Here is a 25,012-nt window from a genome sequence, read left to right as displayed (position 1 = left end):
TTGAAAAATCTTTCTGTTTTTTCAGATTTTTGCAGTACTTTTGCAGAAGAAATAAAATAATTCTTCAAACTAACTATATTTGATTATGAAACAAACTATTCTTGTTACTGGTGGTACAGGCTTCATAGGTAGCCATACTACAGTAGAGTTGCAGCAGGCAGGCTACAATGTTGTTATCGTAGATGACCTCTCAAACTCAAAGATTGAAGTACTCGATGGTATCGAAAAGATTACTGGTATCCGCCCTGCTTTTGAACAGGTTGACTTGCGCGACAAGGCTGCTACCGAGGCTGTATTCCAGAAATATCCTGATATTGAGGGTATCATTCACTTTGCTGCAAGCAAGGCAGTAGGCGAGAGCGTACAGAAACCATTGTTGTATTATCGTAACAATATCGTATCGCTCATCAATCTCCTGGAACTTATGCCAAAGTATCAGGTAAAGGGTATCATCTTCTCTTCTTCTTGTACCGTTTATGGTCAGCCGAAGCCTGAGAATTTACCTGTAACAGAAGAGGCTCCTCATCAGAAGGCTACTTCACCTTATGGCAATACTAAGGAGATTAATGAGCAGATCATAGCTGATTATATCCATAGTGGTGCAGCCATCAAGAGCATTGTATTGAGATATTTCAATCCTATAGGTGCACATCCTTCTGCTGAGATTGGTGAGTTGCCAAATGGTGTGCCAAACAATCTGATTCCATACGTTACTCAGACAGCTATGGGTATCCGCAAGGAACTCACTATCTTTGGTAATGATTATGATACTCCTGATGGAACCTGTATCCGCGACTATATTTATGTTGTAGATTTGGCTAAGGCACATGTAGCTGCTATGGCACGTGTTCTTGATAAGGAGACTGAGCCTATCGAATATTTCAATATCGGTACAGGTAATGGAAACTCAACTCTCGAAATTGTTGAAACTTTTGAAAAAGCTACAGGTGTGAAACTGAATTGGAAGTATGGTCCACGAAGAGAGGGCGATATTGAGAAAATTTGGGGTGATTGCACCAAGGCGAACAAGGTACTCGGCTGGAAGGCTGAGGCTAAGCTTGAAGATGTGTTGGCTTCTGCTTGGAAATGGCAGCAGAAACTTCGCGCTGATGGCATCATGTAAAGTGTTGGTTGTTTTAGAAAATAATGTGAATTGGCTTCTTTTTTCCTCTGAAAGGTTAAAAAAGCTAATTTTTGGGAAACTTATCGTCGGGAAGACGGTAAGTTTCCTTTTTTTTATATATCTTTGCAGAAAGAACTATTGGTTTAACGAAACTTGAAAATATATGAAACGGACTTTACTTTCAATATTAACAATTGCAATGTTAGCACTTTCTGTTCCTTCGGATGCTATGGCCAACGAGGGAAACATAGAATGGGCAGACCTTGATGTGGCAGATATCAACTTGAACTATGCTGGGGGCGTGATGCATATCACAGGCGCTAGCGGGCAAGTGGTGAGAATATATAATGTGGCAGGTATTACTATCAAGACCTTCCGCGTAGAAGGTAATGACAAGCGCGTAAACTTGCCATTGGCTGATGGTATCTATATTGTAAAGGTGGGGAATACCTTTACGCGCAAAATTTGCGTAAAGCATTAATAGTACCATAGAGGGCTTAGAATGCCGTTTAACTTTAATCAGAAAGTGAAAGTCTTTCATTTTTCGTTACTTATTATTTCTTGCTGTTTGATGTTCTGTTCTTGCCACGACAGGGTGCCAAACAGCAATTTCCAATTATCGTTAGATGATTATCAGGACTTACGTTCTTCTGCCTATGCTATCAATTCGAGGGCGGTAAGGAATCTGATAGACAGCATCATGCGAAATGATAAAGACCGACATGCTGCTGATTTGCATACCCGTCGATATTACCAGAATAAAGGTAGTCTGCTTTGGATTACACGTCATGGGGTAAATAGTCAGGCTGACTCCCTGGTGACTTGCCTGCGTACTGTAGCGGATATGGGATTTGATAAACGTCGGTTCTATGTGGATGCTATTGCCCGAGATATTGACAGGTTACGAGATTTAAATCTAGATTCAGCTGATAATCAGATAAATCAAGTGATAGCCCGACTGGAGTATCGCTTGACCAAAGCTTACTTCAGATATACGATGGGGCAGAATTTTGGATTTATGAATCCTAGTTTTGTTTTCAATCGTTTAGATACTCTTGCTCCCAATCCTTATGATAGTAGCAAGAGACTCGTTAGGTTCAGAGGTCTGTTTGATGTAAAAATGGCTCATGCAGATGATGCGTTCTATCAGAAGGCTATGCAAATGGTTAGATGCGACTCGGTGGCTTCCTTCCTGAAAGAAGTACAGCCAAAGAATCCTTTCTATTATCAACTGCTGGAAAAATTGAAGGCTGGAGGACTGAGCAAGGCGATGAGAATCAAAATCCTCTGCAACATGGAACGTTGCCGCTGGAGACAGTATGATAGTCCCTGGCAACACGAAAAATATGTGGTTGTCAATATACCATCGTTCCATCTGATGGCTATTGATCATCAGGATACGCTCTCGATGCGCATAGGATGTGGAGCCAGTAAAACCAAAACCCCGATATTGAACAGTCATATCAAACGTATGGAGTTGAATCCTCAATGGTTTGTTCCCCGTAGTATCGTTCTCCATGATATGATACACCGGGTGGGGAATCATGGCTACTTTCGCGCGCGTAACTACTATGTAAGGGAAGTGGCAACAGGTAAGGAGGTTGACTTAAACAGAGTAACTCGATCTATGCTTATTTCTGGTGCTTATGGCATCGCCCAGCGGGGCGGAAAGGGGAATGCTCTGGGAAGAATCATCTTCCGTTTTGATAATAATTTCTCGGTCTTCCTGCATGATACTAACAGTAAGGGCGTGTTTGGACAAGAGGATAGAGGAGTATCGCATGGATGTATCAGAATAGAAAAACCATACGATTTCGCTGTCTTTCTATTGGCTGACAAAAACGAGAAACTGAAGGAAAAGATATACTATTCGATGACAGCAGATTCGCTAGCCAATAAAAAACTTGTTGTGAATAACGTAAAGGTTAATCCTCAAGTTCCTCTCTTCATAACCTATTATACACTCTATCCGTTAGCAGGAGGCAGAATAGCTGATTATTCTGATGTGTATGGATTTGATGCGGTAATATTCGATATGTTGAGAAAATATCTATAAACAACACATTTGTAAAAGCAATGATAAACGATAAAGAACTCTTGGCGATGATTAGGGATCCTAAGACCCAACGCGAAGGCTTTGCTGTACTGGTAAGTCAGTATAGCGAGCCGTTGTATTGGAAGGTTCGCCATATTGTTTTAGATCATGATGATGCTGATGATGTGTTGCAGAATACCTTTGTTAAGGCTTGGACCAATCTGGATTCGTTTCAGGGAAAGTCTTCGCTCTCAACATGGCTTTACCGTATAGCAATTAACGAAGCGCTTGATTTCTTGAGACGCAAGAAGCAGATGGTAAATGTCAGTACCGAAGACGAGCCGGGCTTGGCTTCACGTCTTCTTGCTGATGACTATTTTGATGGTGACCAGATTCAGGCAGAACTGCAAGAGGCTGTAGCCCTACTGCCTGATGTTCAGCGCACAGTTTTCACTCTAAAATATTATGATAATATGAAATATTCAGAGATGAGTAAGGTGCTGTCAACAAGTGAAGGAGCTTTGAAGGCATCCTATCATCTTGCTGTGAAAAAAATAACCGATTTTTTCAATCGTAAGGATTAAACCTTTTCGGTTAGTTTTCGTCTATATTAATAAAGTATAAAAGAAAGGAATGAGGAATATGTTAAAAGAAGACAATATATTGAATAGCCGTTTTGGTAAGAAAAACCATTTCCAGGTGCCGGCTGGTTATTTCGACCAGCTGACGGATAGGGTGATGGCAAATTTGCCGGAGCAGGAACCCCGCATCATTCACATGCAGCCTAGCTTATGGCAGCGTATGCCGATTCGAAAGATTGCGGCGGCTGTTGCTGTTTTGGCTGTGATGGGAGGTGGCTCGGTACTGGCGCTGAAATATACGGGAAGCAGTAAGCCTGCTATGGCACATGTGGACCATATGGTTCAGAAAGCTGCTGTGAATAATAATGAAGATGCTACTTTTAATGAGATGGCCGATTATACGATGATGGATAATGAAACTATCTATGCATCGCTGATTGCAGAAAATTAATGGTTGGTATTTCTTTTTGTCTACAGATAAAGATTTTAAAAAAAAATAGGGTATGAGAAAGATAATGCAACATAGGTTTCTTGCGCTTTTAGCTATGCTGATGATTAGCCTAGTTTCACTTGCTTCACAGCCTCAGGGTAGAAAATATCATGATGGATTTGATCCTGAAAGGTTTCAGGCAGAACTAGAACAGTTTATTACGACTAATGCCTGTCTTACGCCGAGAGAAGCTGCTAAATTCTTTCCGGTATATAGACAGATGGGTAAGAAAATGCGTATGATATTCGATGAAATGCGCCGATTCCGTCATGTGAATCCGAATGATAATGAGGCATGTGCCGAAGCAATCAGAAGACAGGATGAGTTGGATATTCAGCTGAAACAGTTGCAGCAAGAGTATCATTCTAGATTTATGACCATCTTACCACCTAATAAGGTGTTCAGTGTCATCAAGGCAGAGGAACGGTTCCATCGGCAGGCATTCAGACGGATGAAGAAATAAATCTCTAAAAAAGTAGAGATAAAACTATTTAATATGTATTTATGTGACTTTTGGTCACATTAATAGGGTCGCGAAGATATTTTTAATAATATTTTCGTGATTTTATTTTGTCCTTTCCGTTATTTATTGTACTTTTGCACTTTGGAAAATAATAATATAATATAATAAGGTATGTACAGAAGTAATACGTGTGGAGAGTTACGTCTCTCTGATGCCGGCAAAGAAGTGACACTTGCCGGTTGGGTACAGCGCTCAAGAAAGATGGGTGGTATGACATTCGTCGATTTGCGCGACCGTTATGGTATCACACAGTTGGTCTTCAATGAGGCTGATAACAAAGACTTGTGTGATGCAGCTAACAAGCTAGGTCGTGAATTCTGCATTCAAATAAAGGGTGTAGTAAGTGAACGACAGAGCAAGAATCCTAAAATGGATACTGGTGACATAGAAATCCTGGTGAAGGAACTCAATGTCCTCTCTCAGAGTCAGACCCCTCCTTTCACTATCGAAGATAATACTGATGGTGGTGATGATATCCGTATGAAGTATCGTTATCTTGATTTGCGTCGTCCTGCAGTGCGCAAAAATCTGGAGTTGCGTCATCGTATGTGCATCTTGATTCGTAACTTCCTCGATGCACAGAACTTCATGGAGGTTGAAACTCCTGTTCTTATTGGTAGTACACCAGAGGGAGCCCGCGACTTTGTTGTTCCTTCCCGTATGAATCCAGGTCAGTTCTACGCTCTTCCACAGAGTCCTCAGACTTTAAAGCAGCTCTTGATGGTTGCTGGCTTCGACCGCTATTTCCAGATTGCCAAGTGCTTCCGTGATGAGGATCTTCGTGCTGACCGTCAGCCAGAGTTTACACAGATTGACTGTGAAATGAGTTTTGTTGACCAGGATGATGTCATCAACCTTTTCGAGGAAATGGCTCGCCATTTGTTTAAGGAGATTCGTGGTGTAGAACTTCCTAAGTTGGAGCAGATGACCTGGCACGATGCTATGCGCCGTTTCGGTAGTGATAAGCCAGACTTGCGCTTCGGTATGGAATTTGTTGAGTTGAAAGATGCTTTCACAGGTAAGGGTAATTTCTCTGTATTCGATGAGGCTAAGTATATTGGTGGTATCTGTGTTCCAGGTTGTGCTGATTATAGCCGTAAGCAGTTGAACGAATTGACCGATTTTGTTAAGCGTCCTCAGGTCGGTGCCAAAGGATTGGTTTATATTAAGTACAATGTAGATGGTACCGTGAAGAGTAGCATAGATAAGTTCTATTCTCCAGAGGAACTTGCTGAAATCAAGGCCGTAATGGGAGCCAAGGATGGTGACCTCGTTTTGATTTTGAGCGGTGATAATGCTAACAAGACACGCATTCAGCTTTGCTCTTTGCGTTTGGAAATGGGTGACCGTCTTGGTCTTCGTGATAAGAACGTATTCAAGTGTCTTTGGATTATCGACTTCCCTCTCTTTGAGTGGAGCGATGAGGAACAGCGCCTGATGGCTACGCACCATCCATTCACTATGCCAAATCCTGATGACATCCCATTGCTCGATGAGCATCCTGAGCAGGTTCGTGCCAAGGCATACGACTTTGTTTGCAATGGTATCGAAGTAGGTGGAGGTTCTCTCCGTATCCATGATACTCAGTTGCAGGAGAAGATGTTCGAGGTTCTCGGCTTTACTCCAGAGCGTGCTGAGGTCCAGTTCGGTTTCTTGATGAATGCTTTCAAGTATGGTGCACCACCTCACGCAGGTCTTGCTTTCGGTTTGGACCGTTTCGTCAGCATTATGGCTGGTCTCGACAGTATTCGCGATTGTATCGCCTTCCCAAAGAACAACTCCGGTCGAGATGTTATGCTCGATGCTCCTTCTGAACTTGACCCTAAGCAGTTGGATGAATTGGAAATCAAACTTGATTTGAAGGCTGAATAAAAATAGAGAAACGAAGGTATTAACTCCATAAAAGAGTATGCGTAAAATGCCTTGAGAAAAATTCAATGATTTATAATAAGTAATTGATTTTTAGTAAATAAAGTGCTGCGCTTCTTGACGTAAATCAAGAAATGCAGCACTTTTGTTTATAAGTAGTAGTTTTTTCTATTTTTCTAACACTATTTCGAAATAAAAGTTATAAATTTGCAGCAGATATTAAGGTTGAGCTGACGAAATGAGGCTCAATAGAATCATAAAATTCTTAAAACATGGTAGAAAAGAAAGCGACAACTAAGACTGCTGCAAAGAAGCCAGCAGCAAAGAAGGCTCCAGTAGCAAAGAAGGCTCCTGCAGCAAAGAAGGACGTTCTTTACTTGAACGCAGAGAACGCAGGTTTTAGAGCTGGTGATGTATATCAGGCATTGGCAGCTTCAGAAAAGGCTCTCACAGTAGCAGAAATTGCTAAGGCTGCTAAGATCAGTACAGAGGATGTAATCCTTGGTATCGGTTGGCTCTTCAAAGAGGGTAAGATTAAGGATGAGGACAACAAGGTTGCTCTCGCTTAAATAAGGTTTATTTTTCAAAGAGCCGCGGTTGCTTGTAAGTGAGTAACCGCGGTTTTTTCTTTTGTGTCTTCTCTCTTGAAAGAGGACGAATGTTATGATTATTATATGAAACTTGATCAGGAGATATTCAATGTTCTTTTGGCTGCGGGTGCAAAAGGGTTGAAAGTAGAAAAAATAGCTCGCCATGTATATAATTCCTGTAATTCGATTTTTACACCTCTGAATTACAAGGATGTTCATAGCTATGTTACGCAATATCTCACCAGATGCGCTAAAGACCCACAATCGCTTATAGAAAAAGGTAAAGGGTATGGTGTATATCATGTTAATTTTGATTCAAAGGCCGTACAGCAACTGATGCTCAATTTTTCTTCTTCTGTATTAGAAAATAGTAATGAAGAAGAGAGTAAGGCTGATGATAGTGCTCCTCAAAGTCTTTTTGATGAGAATATGTTCTAAATTATTTTTTTTTGTGAGGGGAATGTTGTAGTATGTTCGTATAATATATATAGACTTTATAAAAACTGATAAAAGTTAAACAATAAACATATAAACGAATAAACTATGGCTAGTAGATATTTATTAGGTTTTGACGTAGGCTCAAGTTCTGTAAAGGCTTCGCTTACTGATGTTGACAATGGAGAAATCGTAGCTGCTGCATTCTATCCGGATCATGAAGCACCCATTATGGCTGTAAAGACCGGTTGGGCAGAGCAGGATCCTCAGATGTGGTGGGATAATGCTAAGCTGGCGCTCAGGAAAATCATGGCAGAATCTGGTGCCAAGGGTGAAGATATCCTTGCTATTGGTATCTCGTACCAGATGCATGGCTTGGTTTGTGTTGATAAGAATCAGCAAGTTTTGCGTCCTAGTATCATCTGGTGCGACTCTCGTGCCGTACCTTATGGCGAGAAGGCTTTTCATGATTTAGGTGAGGACTTCTGCTTGCGTAATCTGCTCAATTCTCCTGGAAACTTTACTGCATCTAAACTTGCTTGGGTAAAGGATAATGAACCGGAACTGTTTGATAAGATTGATAAGATTATGCTTCCTGGTGATTATCTGGCAATGAAACTTTCAGGTGAAGTTAAGACTACTATCAGTGGTCTTTCTGAAGGTATGATGTGGGACTTCAACCAGAAAAAGCCTGCTAAATTCCTGCTTGATTACTTTGGCTTCGATGAAAGCATTCTGGCTGATATTGTTCCTACATTCTCTGTACAGAGTGTAGTAAGTAAAGCGGCAGCTGAAGAACTTGGTCTGAAAGAAGGTACACCAATATCTTATCGTGCGGGTGACCAGCCAAATAATGCTGTGAGTCTGAATGTGTTCAATCCGGGTGAAATTGCAAGTACTGCAGGTACATCAGGAGTTGTATATGGTGTATTGGGTGATGTTAACTATGATCCAAAGAGCCGTGTCAATACTTTTGCTCATGCTAATTATACTACAGACCTTGACCGTCTTGGTGTATTGTTGTGTATCAATGGAACTGGTATCTTGAATGCGTGGGTTCATCGAAATTTCACTCCAGATGTAAGCTATGCGGATATGAATGATCTTGCAGCTTCTGTGCCAATAGGTAGTGATGGTGTTAAGATTATCCCATTTGGTAATGGAGCTGAGCGTGTATTAGAGAATAAGGAAGTTGGGTGTTCTATTCGTGGCATCAGTTTTAATAAGCATAATCGTGCTCATGTTGTTCGTGCAGCACAAGAGGGTATCGTCTTCAGTTTCTGCTATGGAATGGAAATCATGCAGCAGATGGGTATGGATATCAAGAATATTCATGCAGGTAAGGCTAATATGTTCCTCAGTCCGTTGTTCCGAGATACCTTGGCGGGTGTGAGTGGTGCTACTATCGAACTTTATGAGACAGATGGTAGTGCAGGTGCTGCTAAGGGTGCTGGTATTGGTGCCGGTATCTATAAGGATCATAATGAGGCTTTTGCTTCATTGAAGAAACTTGCAGTCATAGATCCTGATGAGGCTAACCGTTCTGCTTATCTCGAGGCTTATTCTGCATGGAAAGAAGAGATGAAAAAACTTTAAACGTTTGTAATTTACTTTAGACAATTTTTTTTATAATATCAGATAAAGGGTGAGAGAAGTCTCACCCTTTATTATTTTTCCCGATTCTTTTGACTTTTGGGGGAGCTTCCGCTTATTTAAGGACTGGATTTAAATATCTGTAGTTGATTTTTTTGAGTATCTATCCACCTATGTTTTGCCATGATGAACCGCTTTAGAAGATAGATAAGTGATTATACAATGAAAAAATCCCCCAGCCCGCTTGAGAATGCAGGATGGGGGATTGGTATTTTGAATCAAAACAGTTTAATTCTTGAAACTGTGGATTGGAGCCGGAATACGACCAGCACGGTTTACGAATGCCTCGCAACTGAATGGGTTTACCGGCATGATTGGAGCATGACCGAGCAAACCGCCAAAATCTACATTGTCGCCTATCTTCATGCCCACAACTGGGATGATACGTACGGCAGTAGTCTTCTGGTTAACCATACCGATGGCAGCCTCGTCGGCAATGACACCGGAAATGGTGGTGGCTGGAGTATCGCCAGGGATGGCAATCATATCCAAACCTACTGAGCAGACACAAGTCATCGCCTCAAGCTTCTCGATGGTCAGCGCACCAGCCTCTACAGCGTTGATCATGCCCTGGTCTTCGCTGACAGGGATGAAGGCACCGCTCAAACCACCTACATAAGAAGAAGCCATGATACCGCCCTTCTTAACCTGGTCGTTCAGGAGTGCAAGAGCTGCTGTGGTACCAGGAGCACCGGCATGTTCAAGACCTATGAGCTCTAGAATATCGGCTACACTATCACCGATAGCTGGGGTAGGAGCCAATGAAAGGTCGATGATGCCGAAAGGTACGTTCAGACGGTGTGAAGCCTCCTTGGCTACCAACTGACCTACACGGGTAATCTTGAAGGCGGTGCGCTTGATGGTTTCGCAAAGAACCTCGAAGCTCTCGCCCTTTACCTTCTCCAATGCATACTTTACAACGCCAGGACCGCTGACACCGACACTCACTACCGCATCGGCCTCTGAAACACCATGGAAGGCACCAGCCATGAACGGATTGTCGTCTGGCGCATTGCAGAGAACAACGAGCTTGGCGCAACCCAGAGAACCTCTGTCCTTGGTTGCCTCGGCTGTATCCTTTACGATTTCGCCCATCAGTCGGACTGCATCCATGTTGATACCGGTCTTGGTAGAACTCACATTAACTGAGCTGCAGACGAAATCGGTTTGTGCCATCGCCTGAGGGATAGAACGGATAAGGAGCTCATCGCTCTTGCTCATACCCTTGCTTACGATGGCAGAATAGCCGCCCAGGAAGTTGATGCCGAGTTCCTTGGCACACTGGTCGAGGGTCTTGGCAATCTTCACGTAATCGTCGGTAGTCTTGCAGGTAGAACCGCCTACCAGCGAGATAGGAGTGATGGAGATACGCTTGTTGACGATAGGCACACCAAACTCCTTGGAGATTTCTTCGCCGGTCTTCACCAGGTTCTTTGCCAGACGTGTAATCTTATTATGAATGTTCTGACAGAGCTCATCGAGATCAGTAGATGCGCAATCCAAAAGGTTGATACCCATGGTGATGGTACGCACATCGAAATTCTCCTGCTCTATCATCTTATTGGTTTCGATAACCTCAGATATATTGATCATATTGTTTGCTTTTTAAATTCTGTGCATCATATTGAAAATTTCCTCGCGCTGGCATTTGATCTGCACGCCCATAGCCTTACCAACATTGGTGAGTTCATCGGCTACTTCCTCGAAAGTTTTCTGCATCTTGCTCATGTCTACGATCATCATCATGTTGAAATACTCCTGTACGATGGTCTGAGAGATATCCAAGATGTTGATACTGTTCTCTGCCAAATAGGTACATACCTTGGCGATGATACCAACGGTATCCTTGCCCACTACTGTAATAATCGTTCTGTTCATGTATTTATTCCTTATTTTAAATTGGTAAGTTTCCGGCTGCAAATTTACAACTATTTTGTTAGACTGCCAAATAAAAAGTCAGAAAACTTGTAAAATCACTAACGCTTTGCAAGTTTTCTGACACATTTTTACCTTTCTTGTTTCCTTATCTTACTTGATACCTCTTTCGTTGAGTGCCTTGGAATATTTGGCTGCATTCTGCAGGTGCTCATCGTAAGTGCGGGCAAAATTATGAGTGCCGCTGAAATCCTCCTTGGCACACATGTAGAGGTAATCGTGATGCACATGGTTGAGGACGGCATCGATACCTGCTACGCTCGGAATACGGATAGGACCCGGTGGCAAACCTGGGTTCTTGTAGGTATTATACGGGCTCTTGATAGACAGGAGGTTGTTGTAGATGCGCTTGAGGTCGAATCGCTGCCAGGCATATTTAATGGTAGGATCGGCCTGCAATGGCATTCCCTCTGGATATTCGGCATTGCGAAGCATCAGACGGTTATAATACATGCCGGCTATCATCGGTTTTTCGCCGTTGTTGGCTGTTTCTTCGTCCACGATGCTGGCAAGGGTGATGATCTCAATCGGTGTCAGCTTCATAGCCTTTGCCTTTTCAGTGCGCTCAAAGTTCCAGAACTTGTCGCTTTCTTTCTTCATGCGCTCCAGAAATTTATCTACTGAGATGTTCCAGTAGAGATCGTAGGTGTTAGGTATGAACATGCAGGCGATGGTGGCTGTATCGTAACCATATTTCTGGCAGACACTCTCGTCGCGCAGGGCATGGTAGAGGTCGTTGCTGCCAAACATCATCTTCTTGCCAATCTCATCAGAGAGTTTGTCGAGCGTGCGTACCGATGGGATGGTGAGGCTTACCGGTTCCTGCAAACCGTTCTTCATGTGGCGCCATGTCTTGAGGGCACCGTCGCCTGGAGCAATGGCGTATCTACCTGTGCGGATATGATCGGCATAGCCGGAATGGAGGGTCAGGGTCTTGAATGCCTGGAACGGAATGCTCTTGGCAAATGGGCGGAGCTTGTTGTATACAGAGTCAATGTTATCATCGCTGTCGATGTAAACATACTCGGTCTTGCTGCTCTTCGAGAAGGAAGAGAAACAGTAGATGTAGCCTACGATGGCGATGACTGCGATGCAGCCTATAGCACCATACAGATAGAGCTTAGAAAATGATTTTTTCTTTTTCATATTCTTCTTGTTTGTTATTTTTCGGGTGCAAAAGTACAGTAAAAATAGGAAATAGCAAAGTATAGAAATTTAAAATAGGTTAATTGTCATCTTTCTTTATCCGTTGTGTCTGCTTTTTTGTTACCTTTGCACTTAACATTGAGAATCAACATGTGTATCGGTGCTTTCGGGCACATTATTATAAAAAGAATTATGAAAATGAAGTTTTCGATATCGTATGCAGCCAAGTGGGGTCATGCCCTGCATGTAGAATTAACTTTTGCCGCCGCTGATGGATATCAAGATACGATGGACTTGCCGATGAACACCCGCGACGGGTATCACTGGGAGGTGGAAATGGCGTCAAGGCAGAACCGCCATCACCCTTTCGTAGCTGTGGCTTACTGCTACTGCGTGAAAGATGCTGAGGGAAAGGTGCTGCGTAGGGAATCGCTCGCTTCTGCTCGCCAATATGTTTTTGATGAGAGTAAGAATTTCTATTTTCAGGACTATTGGCTGGAGGAGGACAATCCTTACGTGGAAAAAAATGCCTTCGTATTGCAGCAGGTAAAGTTTACTGATGTCAAGCCAGCGCGTCTGCCTCTCTTCGACCGTACTATCATCTTCAAGATTCATGCCCCGAAACTCTATGAGGGTGAGGCTGTAGCTCTATTGGGAAATCATCCTACGCTGGGCAAATGGAATCCGGCTCATTTCCTGAAGATGCAGAACAATCATGGCAAGGACTGGGAAATATCTGTGAATGTGCAGGCTATCGATGAGCCGATAGAATATAAATATGTGGTGATTGATGCACAGACCCAGAAACTGAAGAGATGGGAATTTGGGGATAACAGAATCTTTGGCATTTCGGGTAATGAACAGGCTGGTGGACAGGGAATTCCTCAGGGTGAAATCCGCGTATACCATCAGGATGTTTATGTGTTACACGGCGGTGACTTCCGTATCAAGAGGGTTCCGGTTCATGCCCAGTTCAATTTCGATACCTATATCTTCGATCTTGACGGAACCCTGATTTCTTCTCTCCACGACCTGGCTGCAAGCTGCAATTATGCGCTGAAGCTGAACGGAATGCCTGAACGTACGCTGGAGGAAGTACGCATGTTTGTAGGAAACGGGGTGAAGAAACTGATGGAACGTGCCGTGCCGGGAGGATTGGAGAATGAGAAGTTTGAGAAAACCCTGCAGGATTTCCGCAAGCATTATATGGTGCACAATATGGATAATACGAAACCTTATCCGGACGTAATGGAGATGCTGGAGGAACTGAAGAATAGGGGAAAGAACATTGCGGTGGTAAGCAATAAGTTTTATGCAGCTACCCAGGAAATCTGCCGCCATTTCTTCGGCGACCTGATAGATGTGGCGATAGGAGAGCGGGAGAATATCAAGAAAAAACCGGCTCCAGATACCGTAAATGAAGCCTTGCGACAGCTGCATGCGGATAGAGAAAGGGCGGTATATATCGGCGACAGCGACGTGGATGTGATGACGGCAAAGAACAGTGGAATGCCTTGTATCTCTGTTCTTTGGGGATTCAGAGATCACGATTTTCTGTTGGCACATGGAGCTTCTATCCTAGTATCATCACCCTTGCAGATATTGTAAGAAAGGTAGGATAAAACTATCTGGAAGACTATCATAGAGAATGGTCTTCCAGATATTTCTTGATAAATTCAAAGTAGGTTTCTGATATCGGAATGCTCTGGTCGCCATAGGTAATGTGCTGCTGGTCTACCGTATCAAACTTTGTCATGTTGGCAAGGAACGAACGGTGTACACGCTTGAATTTCTCTCTTGGTAGCCTTTCTTCCAACTGTTTGAGGTTGCCCAGGGTTCTGATGTTAGGCCTGCCCTCAAGATGGAAACGGATGTAGTCTTTGTCGCAGTCAACAAACAGAATATCATCTATCGGGATTCTTACGCATTTGTAATCTCGTTTTACCACTAGAAAACCGTCGCGCTTGATAGGGTTGTAGTTATCGTCCTGCATGTAGCTTTCGAAGACTTTCTGGCATGATCCCATAAAGTCATCGTAGGTGATGGGCTTGAGCAGATAGTCGAATGCATTCACTTTGTAGGCTTCGATGGCATACTCCTTGAATGCGGTGGTGAAGACAATCTTCACGTTCTTGGGTACAACCTTTGCAAATTCCAGACCGCTGATCTGCTGCATGTGGATGGCGAGAAAAAGTATGTCGAGATGGTTGTGATGGATGCCGTCTACAGCATCTATCGCACTTTTGTAGGCTCCGATCAAATGTAGGGTCGGAGTTTTCTCTATATACTGTTCCAGGAGTTGCATAGCTTCCGAATCTTCATCTATGATGGCGCAATTTAAAATCATAATTTTACTGTTTTAGTGATTTTATTCTCGATTTTCGTAAAAACGAAAATTGTGTTTGTTTATTGTGTCAAGCTGCAGATTTTTTCAGATAAAAAACTATTTTCATGATTTTACCTTAAATTTGTTTAATCTATTTGGCTATTTGAGGAAAAAGCGCTAACTTTGGAGATTGATAAGTCAGACTATAACTGTAGAATATGAAATACAATAAGAAACAACATACCAAATTGTCCTGTCGGAGCAAGTGTTTTTTCCTTGCCTTGACTTTGGCTATGGCATCGGTTGATGCCTCAGCCCAGAAGATTTCGCTAGGCTCTTGCATCACCCGTGACGGAGGTCAGTTTAAAGGCGAAATGGTGAGCGGAAAGCCGCAGGGAAAAGGTACTACCATCTATAAGAATGGGGATACCTACGAAGGCTCTTATATGAAAGGTAAGCGCGAAGGTTATGGCGTTTATACCTTCAGTGATGGCGAAAAGTATGAGGGACAGTGGATGCAGGACCAGCAGCATGGTAAAGGCACCTACTATTTTCAGAACAACAACAAATATGTAGGTCTCTGGTTCCGCGATTACCAGCATGGTCATGGCGTCATGTTCTATTATAATGGTGATAAATATGACGGCGACTGGTATAAGGACAAGCGTCAAGGACGCGGCGTTTATACTTATGCCAATGGCGCACAGTATAAAGGCCAGTGGATGAACGATATGAAGAATGGAAACGGCTTCTTCAACTGGGGAGACGGAACTACTTATGACGGTCAGTGGCTAGACAACCAGCGCTCTGGAAAAGGTACTTTCAAATATGCTGATGGCGATGTGTATATCGGAGACTGGAAGGATGATATCCAGGACGGAAAGGGTATATATAAATTTCATAATGGCGACATTTATGAAGGCGATTATGTGCAGGGAGAACGCACGGGTATAGGCATCTTCCGCTCTGCAAAGGGCGACAAGTATAACGGACAGTTTAAGGATGGCCTGCGTACCGGTCAGGGTACCTTCATCTGGAAGAATGGCGATATCTATGTAGGCGACTGGATGGATGATCTGCAGAACGGCAGGGGCAAACTGACCAAGAAGAACGGCGACGTGTTTGAAGGTGAATTCAAGAACGGTCTGGTTGATGGTAATGTCGTGATTCATTATGCTGATGGCAGAAGATTCAAGGGTGCCTATCACAAAGGTAAGCGTCAGGGACCTTGCATAGAAGAAGATAAAAACGGTAAGCGTTTCGAAGGAACCTACCGTAACGACGTGCGTGACGGAAGATTTGTAGAAAAAGACCGCAACGGACAGGTTACAGCCAAGGGAACCTACGAAAACGGCAAACGATTTGAAGACTAATCTCTTCAGAAAATTAGATAAATACAAAGAAATTATAAATAACGAGATAGAGAACCTTTATATTTTAAATAATGAGAAAAAGAACATATTATATATTATAATGTTGAATATTGAATGTTCAATGTTCTGTTTTCAAATCTCAAAGTTAAAAGTAAATGTTCAAATCTCAAAGCTTAAACTAGAATTATGGTAGTAGATACTTTAGACAATCTGGAGAAATACGTTTCTCTCAATCCGCTCTTCGCTGATGTAGTGAAGTTTATCAAGGAAAATGACCTCTCTAAATTGGAGGACGGTAAGCATTTTATCAAGGAGAGTAACCTCTTTGTTAACATAACGACAGCTCACGGAAAAAACGAGGAAGATGCTGTTTTTGAAACACATCGCAAGATGATAGATATTCAGATACCTCTTGACAACGAGGAGACTTATGGCTATACTCCTCTTGCTGATCTTCCTGAAGTGGAATATAACGAGGCTAAGGATGTAACCAAGTATCCTGGTGTGAAAGCGCAGATGCTCGTTACCTGCAAGCCAGGTCAGTTTGCTATCTTCTGGCCACAAGATGGTCATCAGCCATGCATCTGTAGTGGTGATATCCACAAGGCTATCTTCAAGATTAAGAATTAAAGAAGAAATCTTCAAGATAAAATTAAAGAAGAATAATATAGAGTAACCATCTAAAATCATGATATATGGCAACAGAAAAGAAAACTACAGCCCAGAAGGCTGCAACTAAAAAGGCAACTGCAAAGAAACCAGTTGCAAAAAAGGCAGCGAAGGCTGTGGTAAAGCATATCGGACTCGTGAAGAACGACCCATATCTGGCAGACTATGAGGATGCCATCAAGGGTCGACACGACCATGCACTCTGGAAACTCGGTCAGCTGACTAATAACGGCAAACAGACATTGAGCGATTTTGCCAATGGATACGAGTATTTCGGACTGCATAAGACTGCCCGTGGATGGGTGTTCCGTGAGTGGGCACCTAATGCTACAGACATCTATCTGATCGGTGACTTCAACAACTGGCAAGAAACCGAAAAGTATCGTGCCAAAAGAATAAAGAATACCGGCAACTGGGAACTCAAACTTCCGGAGAAAGCGATGAAACATGGCGATCTCTTCAAGATGAAAGTTCATTGGGAAGGTGGTGAAGGTGAGCGTATTCCAGCATGGGCACAGCGCGTAGTACAGGACGACCAGACCAAGATTTTCTCTGCTCAGGTTTGGAATCCGGAACCATATAAATGGAAGAAGAAAACCTTCAGACCAAATGTGGCACCTCTGCTCATCTATGAATGTCATATCGGTATGGCACAGGATGCTGAGAAGGTTGGCACTTACACAGAATTTAAGGAGAATGTGTTGCCACGTATCATCAAGGATGGTTACAACTGCATTCAGATTATGGCTATCCAGGAGCATCCGTATTATGGCTCCTTCGGCTATCATGTAAGCAGTTTCTTTGCTGCAAGTAGCCGCTTCGGAACTCCTGAAGAGTTGAAGGATCTCATTGATACAGCTCACCAGAATGGTATTGCCGTCATCATGGACATCGTTCACTCTCATGCCGTAAAGAACGAGGTGGAAGGACTGGGTAATCTCGCTGGCGATCCTAACCAGTATTTCTATCCTGGCGACCGTCATGAGCATCCGGCTTGGGACAGTCTCTGCTTCGACTATGGAAAGGATGAAGTCATCCATTTCCTGTTGAGCAACTGCAAGTATTGGCTCAATGAGTTCCATTTTGACGGATTCCGTTTTGATGGTGTAACATCCATGCTCTATTACAGTCATGGTCTGGGTGAGGCATTCTGCAACTACGGCGATTATTTCAATGGTCACGAGGATGATAATGCCATCTGCTATCTTACCCTTGCCAACTGTCTGATTCATGAGGTTAACAAGCATGCCATTACGATTGCCGAAGAGGTGAGCGGAATGCCGGGACTGGCAGCCAAATTTGAGGATGGCGGTTATGGTTTCGATTATCGCATGGCGATGAATATTCCAGATTATTGGATCAAGACCATCAAGGAACTGAAGGATGAGGACTGGAAACCATCCAGCATCTTCTGGGAGGTAAAGAACCGCCGTTCGGATGAGAAGACCATCTCTTACTGTGAGAGTCATGACCAGGCATTGGTGGGCGATAAAACCATCATCTTCCGTCTGATAGATGCCGATATGTACTGGCATTTCAAGAAGGGCGATGAAAACGAAATGGCTCATCGTGGTATTGCTCTGCATAAGATGATCCGTCTGGTTACCGCCTCTACAATCAATGGCGGTTATCTCAACTTCATGGGTAATGAGTTCGGTCACCCAGAGTGGATCGATTTCCCTCGCGAGGGTAATGGCTGGAGCCATAAATATGCCCGCAGACAGTGGAATCTGGTAGATAATCATGAACTCTGCTACCACTATCTTGGAGATTTCGACCGAGAAATGCTCAAGACAATTACAAGCGAAAAGAATTTTAACAAGACACCAGTTGTAGAAATCTGGCATAATGATGGCGATCAGGTTCTCGCCTTTATGCGTGGCGATCTGCTCTTCGTGTTTAACTTCTCGCCAACCCGCTCTTTCACCGACTATGGCTTCCTGGTTCCAACCGGTTCCTACAGCGTAGTGCTTGATTCTGACAGCAAGGATTTCGGCGGTAATGGCTTGAATGATGACACGATGACGCATCTGACTAATTACGATCCACTTTATGTGAAAGACCGTAAGGAGTGGCTGAAACTTTATCTGCCAGCTCGTACAGCTTTGGTGCTGAAGAAAAATTAATAGATTGATTTATGAAAAATAAAAGGAGTAGTACTGCGAAGATGCAAATCGCCTGTGCTATCATCTTTATCACATTTACCTACGTCTACCTGGCATTTTACCAGGCAGACGTACTGGCAGTGGCTCAGCATGTTTTCTCAGGTGGTTTGACCAACTACAGTTACACGCTGGCTCCACTGCTTATCACGCTCGTACTCTATCTGCTGCAAGTGGGAGTGTACGCGGTAACCCGTGTGAAACGCCGTTTCCACGGGCTTACTTATTTCCCTTCGTTCCTCATCCTGACGATGATTACCGATATCCCCGTTGATATCGACCGTTATCATTCGCTGGGGGCGTGGTGGATTATCCTGCCACTCTGTCTGATTCTCTGGGGCGGATTGATATGGATAGCCCGCCAGTTGGAGCCGATAGAAACAGAGCCTCACAGTAACGGCTGGTTCTCCCGCTATATGTGGGTGAATCTGCTCCAGATGCTGGTGATGATATTGCTTGTCAACTTTGTTGCTAGCAATGATCGGCTGTTTCATGAACGTATGCGCATGGAACATCTGATGAAAGAAAAACAGTATGAAAAAGCTTTGGAAGTAGGTGAAAAATCTCTGAAAACAGATTCTTCGCTGACGATGCTCCGTATAGCCTGTCTCAACGAAACAGGCGAGCTGGGCAGCCGTCTCTTTACTTATCCGCTGGTAGGTGGAAGTAAGGCGATGATGCCGGATAGCGTAACCGTGAAGGCTATGATGTGGAAGGCGCCAAAATGGATGCAGAAACCTTCGGCATGGATGGTTAAACATCATCTCAAGTATCGTCTGCCTGTTGACTATCAGCTTTGTGCACTCTTGCTGGACAAGCAACTAGACAAGTTCGTAGCAGAGGTGCAGAAACATTACAAAGTAACTTCGGGGAAACTGCCTGTTCATTATAAGGAAGCGTTGGTTCTTTATACGCATCGCCGCAGTAATCCAAGTATCGTTTATCACGATAATGTGATGGATACAGACTTTGATGATTTCCAGCAGATGGATCACAAATATGCTAATGAGACAGAAAAGCAGAATGCTCTTCGGGATACTTATGGAAATACCTACTGGTATTATTATGAGTATGGAAACAAGTGAAAGTTTTAATTTAGGAGGTTAATATGAAAATACAGATATTCAGAAACTTATGGGTTTTACAGATAGCTTTTCTTCTGTTGGCGCCATTAGGGTTGCAGGCACAGAAGAAGGAGATTTCTGCAGCCAAAGATCTGGTAAAGGCTGGCAAGGATTTGGCGAAGGCCGAATCCAGTATGCGCAAACTCCTGACGGATTCTGCCAACCGGAATAACAAGAAAATTTGGAATATTCTCTTCGATGCTGTGAAGAAGCAGTATGAACAGGGTAATGAGAAACTCTACCTCAAACAGGCGTATGATACAGCCCAACTCTTCAATGCAACCCGACAGCTCTTCGTTATAGCCCAAGGACTTGATTCCGTTGAGATGATTCCTAACAAGAAAGGAAAATGTGAGTTTGATTTCCGCAAGTCTCATTCTGAATATTTGAACAGGATACGTCCGAACCTCTATAACGGAGGAACCTGGTTTATCAGGAAGCAGAAATACAAGGAGGCTTATCAGTTCTTTGACCAGTACATAGAGTGCAGTACTGCACCGATGTTCCAATCTTATAAGTATGCTCAGAAAGACAAATATATTTCTTCGGCAGCTTATTGGGCTGTATATGCCGGATATAAGATGAAAGATACCAAAGCTACGCTTCATCATTCTTATGAGGCGCTGAAAGATACGGCTCATTATAACTATATGTTACAGTATCTGGCAGAGACTTACAAACTGGAGAAGGATACTGCGCGCTATCTCTCTACCTTGAAGGAAGGTTTTGAACGGGATCCGAAATTCCCGTTCTTCTTCCCGCGTCTGGTAGAGTATTATTCGCAGGAAAACCAACTCGATTCTGCACTCGCCGTAGCAGATAAGGCGCTGGCGATAGCTCCCGACAATGATATCTATCTCTTTACCAAGGGAACCGTTCTCCTGAATATGGGTGATTTCAAGCAATGCATCGAAGTGAGCAAAAAGGCACTTGCTGTGAACGATTCTTTGGCTGGTGCTTATTATAATATAGGTTTGGCTTATTTCAATCAGGCTGTTGAAATGGATAAGAATTCGCAGCAATCCCGCAAAACTCATCAGGAGATAGACGGACTTTACAAGAGTGCGATGCCTTATCTGCAGAAGTACAGAACGATGGCGCCTGATATGCAGGACCAGTGGGCTTTGCCGCTATATACCATCTATCTGAACCTGAATATGGGTAAGGAGTTTGATGAGATTGACAAACTGCTCAATCAGAAAAAGAAATAATGCCTCATGATGAGAAATTTATGAAAACTTCTCTTGAAAAGAAAACTTCTCTTTAGAAATTGATTATTAGAAATTTATGATAGACAGAATTTTAGATAAACTGGGCATTGAGCTCAATGATATGCAGCAGGATTCCATGCAGGCAATCTTGCACGGGAACAAGGATGTGGTGATACTTTCGCCAACAGGTAGTGGCAAGACACTGGCTTATCTTTTGCCTCTTACCCAACTTATAGATGCTACTGATGACGAGGCACAGGCGGTGGTGGTAACTCCTGGTCGGGAACTCGCTTTGCAGTCGGCTAACGTATTGAAGAATATGGGCAGCGGTTTGCGTGCGATGGCTTGCTATGGTGGTCGTGCTACGATGGATGAGCATCGCGTGATGAAACAGGTTCGTCCTCAGATTGTATTTGGAACTCCAGGTCGTCTCAATGATCATCTGGATAAGGGAAATCTTTCTCCATATCACATCAAATACCTGATTATTGATGAGTTTGACAAGTGTCTGGAGATGGGTTTCCAGGACGAAATGAGCCGACTGATCAAGTCTTTGCCTGGCTTGCGTCGACATTTCCTGCTTTCTGCTACCGAGGCAGAGGAGATTCCTCATTTCGTACACATGGGTAGGGTAGAAAAGATAGATTACCGTGTGGATGAAGATCAGGTTCCTGACCGTGTACATATTTATAAGGTGGAAAGTCCGGTAAAGGATAAACTGGAGAGCCTGGCACTTTTGCTTCGTAGCCTGGGCGACCAGAGTACTATTGTTTTCCTCAATTACCGTGATAGTGTAGAGCGTACCAACAAATATCTGGTAGAACAAGGTTTTTCTACATCTTTCTTCCATGGTGGATTGGAACAGAAGGAGCGAGAGGCTTCTCTCTACCGTTTTAGCAACGGAAGTGCCAATATTCTGGTGAGTACGGATCTGGCTTCGCGCGGACTTGATATTCCAGATATAGATAATATCATCCATTATCACATGCCGGAGAGCGAAGATGGTTATATCCATCGTGTAGGACGTACGGCACGATGGGAAGCCCAGGGAAAGGCTTTCTTCCTGTTAGGTCCTGAAGAGCATATTCCGGAATATGTGGATGCTGAAATTGAGGATTACGAGATGCCTGCTGCTGATCAGCTTCCTGCGCCAGCTAAACCTAAGATGGCTACTATATATATAGGTAAAGGCAAAAAGGATAAAATCAGCAAGGGTGACATCTTAGGCTTCCTTTGCAAGAAGGGTGGGCTGCAGTCGGCTGAAATCGGTAAGATTGATGTTAATGACCGTTATGCTTATGCTGCCATTTCCCGAACGAAGTTGCGCAGCGTACTGAATAATGTAAAGGACGAAAAGATAAAAGGCGTCAAAACGATAGTGGAAGAGGTAAGGTAGTTGACAAACTGCTATTATCTTTTCTCTGTTGCTTGCTAATGTATAATAAATGTAAAAATAGACATAAATATGCAGTTATTATACTAAAATGACTAACAAAATGAAAGAAATCTGCGCAAAACGCTAAAAATGTGCAGAAAAGTTTGGTAGTTTCAAATAAAAAGTGTAATTTCGCAGTCGTAAATACAATCCAAAGGTTTACTATGTATCCTATATGGGTGTATTGTGCACTTATTTTTCCTACTAACAGGATTATATCGTATAAAACTTAAATAATTATACAAAGATGAAGAAGTACAATTTTAACGCAGGTCCATCAATGCTTCCACGCGAAGTGATTGAGAACACAGCAAAGCAGATTTTGGATTTTAATGGTTCAGGTCTTTCATTGATGGAAATCAGCCACCGTGCTAAGGATTTCCAGCCAGTAGTTGATGAGGCAGTCTCCTTATTCAAGGAGCTTCTTGACATTCCTGAGGGTTATTCCGTAATCTTCCTTGGTGGTGGTGCGTCATTGCAGTTTATGCAGATTCCAGCAAACTTCCTCATCAAGAAGGCTGCCTACATTAATTCTGGCACTTGGGCTAAGAAGGCAATGAAAGAGGCGAAGCATTTTGGTGAGGTCGTGGAGATCGCATCATCGTCCGACGCCAATTTCACTTTCTATCCACAGGTTCCTAACACAGTACCAGCCGATTGTGATTACTTGCATTTGACAAGCAACAATACTATATATGGTACTGAACTCCGTGTAGATCCTGATGTAAACGTACCATTGATTTCTGATATGTCTTCAGATATCATGAGCCGTCCAGTAGATGTTTCTAAGTATACTGCCATCTATGCAGGTGCTCAGAAGAATCTTTCTATGGCAGGTGTTACCGTTATCATCGTAAAGGATGATATGCTCGGCAAGGCTCCTCGCGAGCTTCCTACAATGCTCGATTATCGTACTCACGTAGAGAAGGGCAGTATGTTTAATACTCCTCCTGTTGTTCCTATCTATACTTTGATGGAGAATCTCCGCTGGTTGAAGGCTAACGGTGGTGTTGAGGCAGCTGATAAGCGTGCTCACGAACGTGCTGAAGTTCTTTATGCTGAAATCGACCGCAACAAACTCTTCAAGGGTACTGTTGAAGAAGCATCCCGTTCTTTGATGAACATCTGCTTCGTGATGAACGATGAGTACAAGGAGTTGGAGAAGCCATTCCTCGACTTCGCTACAGAGCGTGGCATGGTAGGTATCAAGGGTCACCGCTCAGTGGGTGGTTTCCGTGCCAGCTGCTACAATGCACAGACCATGGAGGGTGTTCAGGCACTCGTCAAGGCCATGCAGGATTTTGAAGCACAACATTAATTTTTGAATTTGTATGAAAGTATTAGTTGCAACAGAAAAACCATTTGCAGCAGCTGCTGTAGATGGAATCAAAAAAGAAATAGAAGGAGCGGGCAACGAACTTGTCTTGCTCGAAAAGTATACAGAGAAAGCTCAGCTTCTCGATGCAGTGAAGGATGTGGACGCGATGATTATCCGCTCTGACAAGGCTGATGCCGAGGTGCTCGATGCAGCAAAGAACTTGAAGATTATCGTTCGTGCTGGTGCAGGTTATGATAACATCGACCTTGCTGCTGCTACTGCTCATAATGTAGTGGCTGAGAATACTCCTGGTCAGAACTCTAACGCAGTAGCTGAGTTGGTATTCGGTCTGCTGGTTTTCACCGTTCGTAATTTCTACAACGGCAAGGCTGGTTCTGAGTTGAAGGGTAAGAAATTGGGTATTCTTGCTTTCGGTAATGTTGGTCGAAATGTGGCTCGCATTGCCAAGGGATTTGGCATGGAAGTAGCTGCTTACGATGCATTCTGCCCAGCTGATGTTATCGAGGCTGCCGGTGTGCATGCTGTAAAGTCACAGGATGAGTTGTTCCAGACTTGTGACATCGTTTCTCTTCATATCCCTGCTACTCCAGAGACTATCAAGAGCATCGACTACAAGACTGTAAACCAGTTGCCTAAGGGTGGCATCCTCATCAATACAGCGCGTAAGGAGGTTATCAATGAGCCTGAGCTCCTGAAACTTCTTGCTGAGCGAGAGGACTTGAAGTTCATCACTGATATCAAGCCTGATGCCGATGCAGACTTTGCCAAGTTCGAGGGTCGCTACTTCTCAACTCCTAAGAAGATGGGTGCACAGACTGCTGAAGCAAATATCAATGCCGGTATTGCAGCAGCTAAGCAGATTAATGCGTTCTTTAAGGATGGATGCACTAAGTTCCAGGTAAATAAGTAATTATTCTTCCCATACATATAGCTCATGAAGGGTGCTTTTTCACAGAAGCACTCTTGATGGGCTTTTCATGTTTTTATTAAACT

At 43.4% G+C, this 25,012-nt stretch carries 23 protein-coding genes and 1 pseudogene; 20 read left to right on the top strand and 4 right to left on the bottom strand.

Going from position 1 to position 25,012, the window contains the following annotated elements; all coding sequences use genetic code 11:
* The first annotated feature begins 85 nt into the window (after nucleotides 1-85).
* From galE to RCO84_RS06415, 10 genes are all read left to right on the top strand, one after another.
* Nucleotides 86-1,123, top strand: a complete 1,038-nt coding sequence (galE, locus tag RCO84_RS06460; RefSeq protein WP_144150875.1) for a UDP-glucose 4-epimerase GalE — start codon at nucleotides 86-88, stop codon at nucleotides 1,121-1,123.
* A gap of 199 nt (nucleotides 1,124-1,322) precedes the next feature.
* Nucleotides 1,323-1,604: a T9SS type A sorting domain-containing protein gene (locus tag RCO84_RS06455; protein ID WP_317584400.1), complete on the top strand. Its 282-nt coding sequence runs from the start codon at nucleotides 1,323-1,325 to the stop codon at nucleotides 1,602-1,604.
* A gap of 114 nt (nucleotides 1,605-1,718) precedes the next feature.
* Nucleotides 1,719-3,179, top strand: coding sequence for a L,D-transpeptidase family protein (locus tag RCO84_RS06450; protein WP_317584399.1), 1,461 nt, complete (start codon nucleotides 1,719-1,721; stop codon nucleotides 3,177-3,179).
* Nucleotides 3,180-3,199: 20 nt separating this feature from the next.
* Nucleotides 3,200-3,742, top strand: coding sequence for an RNA polymerase sigma factor (locus RCO84_RS06445; RefSeq protein WP_317576617.1), 543 nt, complete (start codon nucleotides 3,200-3,202; stop codon nucleotides 3,740-3,742).
* 58 nt (nucleotides 3,743-3,800) lie between these two features.
* Nucleotides 3,801-4,190 carry a hypothetical protein gene (locus RCO84_RS06440; protein ID WP_040553691.1) on the top strand — a complete coding sequence of 130 codons (390 nt, stop codon included), beginning with the start codon at nucleotides 3,801-3,803 and terminating at the stop codon, nucleotides 4,188-4,190.
* A 52-nt stretch (nucleotides 4,191-4,242) separates the two neighbouring features.
* On the top strand, nucleotides 4,243-4,692 hold the full coding sequence (locus RCO84_RS06435; protein ID WP_317584397.1) for a hypothetical protein: 450 nt from the start codon (nucleotides 4,243-4,245) through the stop codon (nucleotides 4,690-4,692).
* Nucleotides 4,693-4,863: 171 nt separating this feature from the next.
* The gene (gene aspS / locus RCO84_RS06430) at nucleotides 4,864-6,624 is read left to right on the top strand and encodes an aspartate--tRNA ligase (RefSeq protein WP_317584395.1); all 1,761 of its coding nucleotides are present in this window, start codon (nucleotides 4,864-4,866) and stop codon (nucleotides 6,622-6,624) included.
* 269 nt (nucleotides 6,625-6,893) lie between these two features.
* Entirely contained in the window at nucleotides 6,894-7,190 is a 297-nt protein-coding gene (locus tag RCO84_RS06425; protein ID WP_022121836.1) for a winged helix-turn-helix domain-containing protein, read from the top strand.
* A gap of 105 nt (nucleotides 7,191-7,295) precedes the next feature.
* Nucleotides 7,296-7,649 carry a hypothetical protein gene (locus RCO84_RS06420; RefSeq protein WP_117586753.1) on the top strand — a complete coding sequence of 118 codons (354 nt, stop codon included), beginning with the start codon at nucleotides 7,296-7,298 and terminating at the stop codon, nucleotides 7,647-7,649.
* A 105-nt stretch (nucleotides 7,650-7,754) separates the two neighbouring features.
* Entirely contained in the window at nucleotides 7,755-9,242 is a 1,488-nt protein-coding gene (locus RCO84_RS06415; RefSeq protein WP_264910119.1) for a xylulokinase, read from the top strand.
* Nucleotides 9,243-9,527: 285 nt separating this feature from the next.
* Here RCO84_RS06415 and RCO84_RS06410 read toward each other — a convergent pair whose 3' ends face one another.
* From RCO84_RS06410 to mltG, 3 genes are all read right to left on the bottom strand, one after another.
* Nucleotides 9,528-10,892, bottom strand: coding sequence for a PFL family protein (locus tag RCO84_RS06410; protein WP_317584392.1), 1,365 nt, complete (start codon nucleotides 10,890-10,892; stop codon nucleotides 9,528-9,530).
* Between the two features lie 12 nt (nucleotides 10,893-10,904).
* A complete protein-coding gene (locus tag RCO84_RS06405; protein WP_144150866.1) occupies nucleotides 10,905-11,177 on the bottom strand; it encodes an ACT domain-containing protein in 273 nt (90 codons plus the stop codon).
* 150 nt (nucleotides 11,178-11,327) lie between these two features.
* Entirely contained in the window at nucleotides 11,328-12,380 is a 1,053-nt protein-coding gene (gene mltG, locus RCO84_RS06400) for an endolytic transglycosylase MltG (protein WP_264899948.1), read from the bottom strand.
* Between the two features lie 150 nt (nucleotides 12,381-12,530).
* Here mltG and RCO84_RS06395 point away from each other — a divergent pair.
* Together RCO84_RS06395 and RCO84_RS06390 are read left to right on the top strand one after the other, a co-directional pair.
* A pseudogene (locus RCO84_RS06395) lies at nucleotides 12,531-13,223 on the top strand (carbohydrate-binding module family 20 domain-containing protein); the annotation flags it as partial.
* 102 nt (nucleotides 13,224-13,325) lie between these two features.
* Nucleotides 13,326-13,988: an HAD family hydrolase gene (locus RCO84_RS06390; protein ID WP_317585503.1), complete on the top strand. Its 663-nt coding sequence runs from the start codon at nucleotides 13,326-13,328 to the stop codon at nucleotides 13,986-13,988.
* 31 nt (nucleotides 13,989-14,019) lie between these two features.
* Here the strand turns inward: RCO84_RS06390 and RCO84_RS06385 are convergent, their stop codons facing one another.
* A complete protein-coding gene (locus tag RCO84_RS06385; RefSeq protein WP_144150861.1) occupies nucleotides 14,020-14,727 on the bottom strand; it encodes a LytR/AlgR family response regulator transcription factor in 708 nt (235 codons plus the stop codon).
* Between the two features lie 272 nt (nucleotides 14,728-14,999).
* Between RCO84_RS06385 and RCO84_RS06380 the strand changes: the two genes are divergently transcribed.
* The 8 genes from RCO84_RS06380 (at nucleotide 15,000) to RCO84_RS06345 (ending at nucleotide 24,929) form a co-directional block, all read left to right on the top strand.
* The gene (locus tag RCO84_RS06380) at nucleotides 15,000-16,079 is read left to right on the top strand and encodes a phosphatidylinositol-4-phosphate 5-kinase (RefSeq protein ID WP_264902644.1); all 1,080 of its coding nucleotides are present in this window, start codon (nucleotides 15,000-15,002) and stop codon (nucleotides 16,077-16,079) included.
* A gap of 186 nt (nucleotides 16,080-16,265) precedes the next feature.
* Nucleotides 16,266-16,709, top strand: coding sequence for a YhcH/YjgK/YiaL family protein (locus tag RCO84_RS06375; RefSeq protein WP_317584391.1), 444 nt, complete (start codon nucleotides 16,266-16,268; stop codon nucleotides 16,707-16,709).
* A gap of 65 nt (nucleotides 16,710-16,774) precedes the next feature.
* Nucleotides 16,775-18,874 (top strand): alpha amylase C-terminal domain-containing protein, encoded by a 2,100-nt coding sequence (locus RCO84_RS06370; protein WP_022121827.1) that lies wholly within the window; start codon nucleotides 16,775-16,777, stop codon nucleotides 18,872-18,874.
* 11 nt (nucleotides 18,875-18,885) lie between these two features.
* On the top strand, nucleotides 18,886-19,995 hold the full coding sequence (locus tag RCO84_RS06365) for a DUF6057 family protein (RefSeq protein ID WP_317584390.1): 1,110 nt from the start codon (nucleotides 18,886-18,888) through the stop codon (nucleotides 19,993-19,995).
* A gap of 23 nt (nucleotides 19,996-20,018) precedes the next feature.
* On the top strand, nucleotides 20,019-21,245 hold the full coding sequence (locus tag RCO84_RS06360; protein ID WP_144150857.1) for a tetratricopeptide repeat protein: 1,227 nt from the start codon (nucleotides 20,019-20,021) through the stop codon (nucleotides 21,243-21,245).
* A 76-nt stretch (nucleotides 21,246-21,321) separates the two neighbouring features.
* Nucleotides 21,322-22,641 carry a DEAD/DEAH box helicase gene (locus RCO84_RS06355; protein WP_317584388.1) on the top strand — a complete coding sequence of 440 codons (1,320 nt, stop codon included), beginning with the start codon at nucleotides 21,322-21,324 and terminating at the stop codon, nucleotides 22,639-22,641.
* A gap of 286 nt (nucleotides 22,642-22,927) precedes the next feature.
* Nucleotides 22,928-23,998, top strand: coding sequence for a 3-phosphoserine/phosphohydroxythreonine transaminase (serC, locus tag RCO84_RS06350; protein ID WP_117727969.1), 1,071 nt, complete (start codon nucleotides 22,928-22,930; stop codon nucleotides 23,996-23,998).
* 13 nt (nucleotides 23,999-24,011) lie between these two features.
* Nucleotides 24,012-24,929, top strand: a complete 918-nt coding sequence (locus RCO84_RS06345) for an NAD(P)-dependent oxidoreductase (protein WP_117693652.1) — start codon at nucleotides 24,012-24,014, stop codon at nucleotides 24,927-24,929.
* Nucleotides 24,930-25,012: the final 83 nt, after the last annotated feature.

This window comes from Segatella copri (genome assembly GCF_949820605.1).
Taxonomy (GTDB): Bacteria; Bacteroidota; Bacteroidia; order Bacteroidales; family Bacteroidaceae; genus Prevotella.
The sequence above is the reverse complement of the archived record's forward strand: the minus strand, read 5'-3'. Positions and strand labels throughout refer to the sequence as shown.

Excerpts from the sequence above, each read along its gene's own strand:
- RCO84_RS06345 (WP_117693652.1), top strand. The coding sequence starts at position 24,012 with ATGAAAGTATTAGTTGCAACAGAAAAACCATTTGCAGCAGCTGCTGTA.
- RCO84_RS06375 (WP_317584391.1), top strand. The coding sequence starts at position 16,266 with ATGGTAGTAGATACTTTAGACAATCTGGAGAAATACGTTTCTCTCAAT.
- RCO84_RS06425 (WP_022121836.1), top strand. The coding sequence starts at position 6,894 with ATGGTAGAAAAGAAAGCGACAACTAAGACTGCTGCAAAGAAGCCAGCA.
- RCO84_RS06370 (WP_022121827.1), top strand. The coding sequence starts at position 16,775 with ATGGCAACAGAAAAGAAAACTACAGCCCAGAAGGCTGCAACTAAAAAG.
- RCO84_RS06410 (WP_317584392.1), bottom strand. The coding sequence starts at position 10,892 with ATGATCAATATATCTGAGGTTATCGAAACCAATAAGATGATAGAGCAG.
- RCO84_RS06415 (WP_264910119.1), top strand. The coding sequence starts at position 7,755 with ATGGCTAGTAGATATTTATTAGGTTTTGACGTAGGCTCAAGTTCTGTA.
- RCO84_RS06380 (WP_264902644.1), top strand. The coding sequence starts at position 15,000 with ATGGCATCGGTTGATGCCTCAGCCCAGAAGATTTCGCTAGGCTCTTGC.
- RCO84_RS06355 (WP_317584388.1), top strand. The coding sequence starts at position 21,322 with ATGATAGACAGAATTTTAGATAAACTGGGCATTGAGCTCAATGATATG.
- mltG (WP_264899948.1), bottom strand. The coding sequence starts at position 12,380 with ATGAAAAAGAAAAAATCATTTTCTAAGCTCTATCTGTATGGTGCTATA.
- RCO84_RS06420 (WP_117586753.1), top strand. The coding sequence starts at position 7,296 with ATGAAACTTGATCAGGAGATATTCAATGTTCTTTTGGCTGCGGGTGCA.
- RCO84_RS06385 (WP_144150861.1), bottom strand. The coding sequence starts at position 14,727 with ATGATTTTAAATTGCGCCATCATAGATGAAGATTCGGAAGCTATGCAA.
- RCO84_RS06445 (WP_317576617.1), top strand. The coding sequence starts at position 3,200 with ATGATAAACGATAAAGAACTCTTGGCGATGATTAGGGATCCTAAGACC.
- RCO84_RS06405 (WP_144150866.1), bottom strand. The coding sequence starts at position 11,177 with ATGAACAGAACGATTATTACAGTAGTGGGCAAGGATACCGTTGGTATC.
- galE (WP_144150875.1), top strand. The coding sequence starts at position 86 with ATGAAACAAACTATTCTTGTTACTGGTGGTACAGGCTTCATAGGTAGC.
- RCO84_RS06360 (WP_144150857.1), top strand. The coding sequence starts at position 20,019 with ATGAAAATACAGATATTCAGAAACTTATGGGTTTTACAGATAGCTTTT.
- serC (WP_117727969.1), top strand. The coding sequence starts at position 22,928 with ATGAAGAAGTACAATTTTAACGCAGGTCCATCAATGCTTCCACGCGAA.
- RCO84_RS06365 (WP_317584390.1), top strand. The coding sequence starts at position 18,886 with ATGAAAAATAAAAGGAGTAGTACTGCGAAGATGCAAATCGCCTGTGCT.
- aspS (WP_317584395.1), top strand. The coding sequence starts at position 4,864 with ATGTACAGAAGTAATACGTGTGGAGAGTTACGTCTCTCTGATGCCGGC.
- RCO84_RS06455 (WP_317584400.1), top strand. The coding sequence starts at position 1,323 with ATGTTAGCACTTTCTGTTCCTTCGGATGCTATGGCCAACGAGGGAAAC.
- RCO84_RS06435 (WP_317584397.1), top strand. The coding sequence starts at position 4,243 with ATGAGAAAGATAATGCAACATAGGTTTCTTGCGCTTTTAGCTATGCTG.
- RCO84_RS06440 (WP_040553691.1), top strand. The coding sequence starts at position 3,801 with ATGTTAAAAGAAGACAATATATTGAATAGCCGTTTTGGTAAGAAAAAC.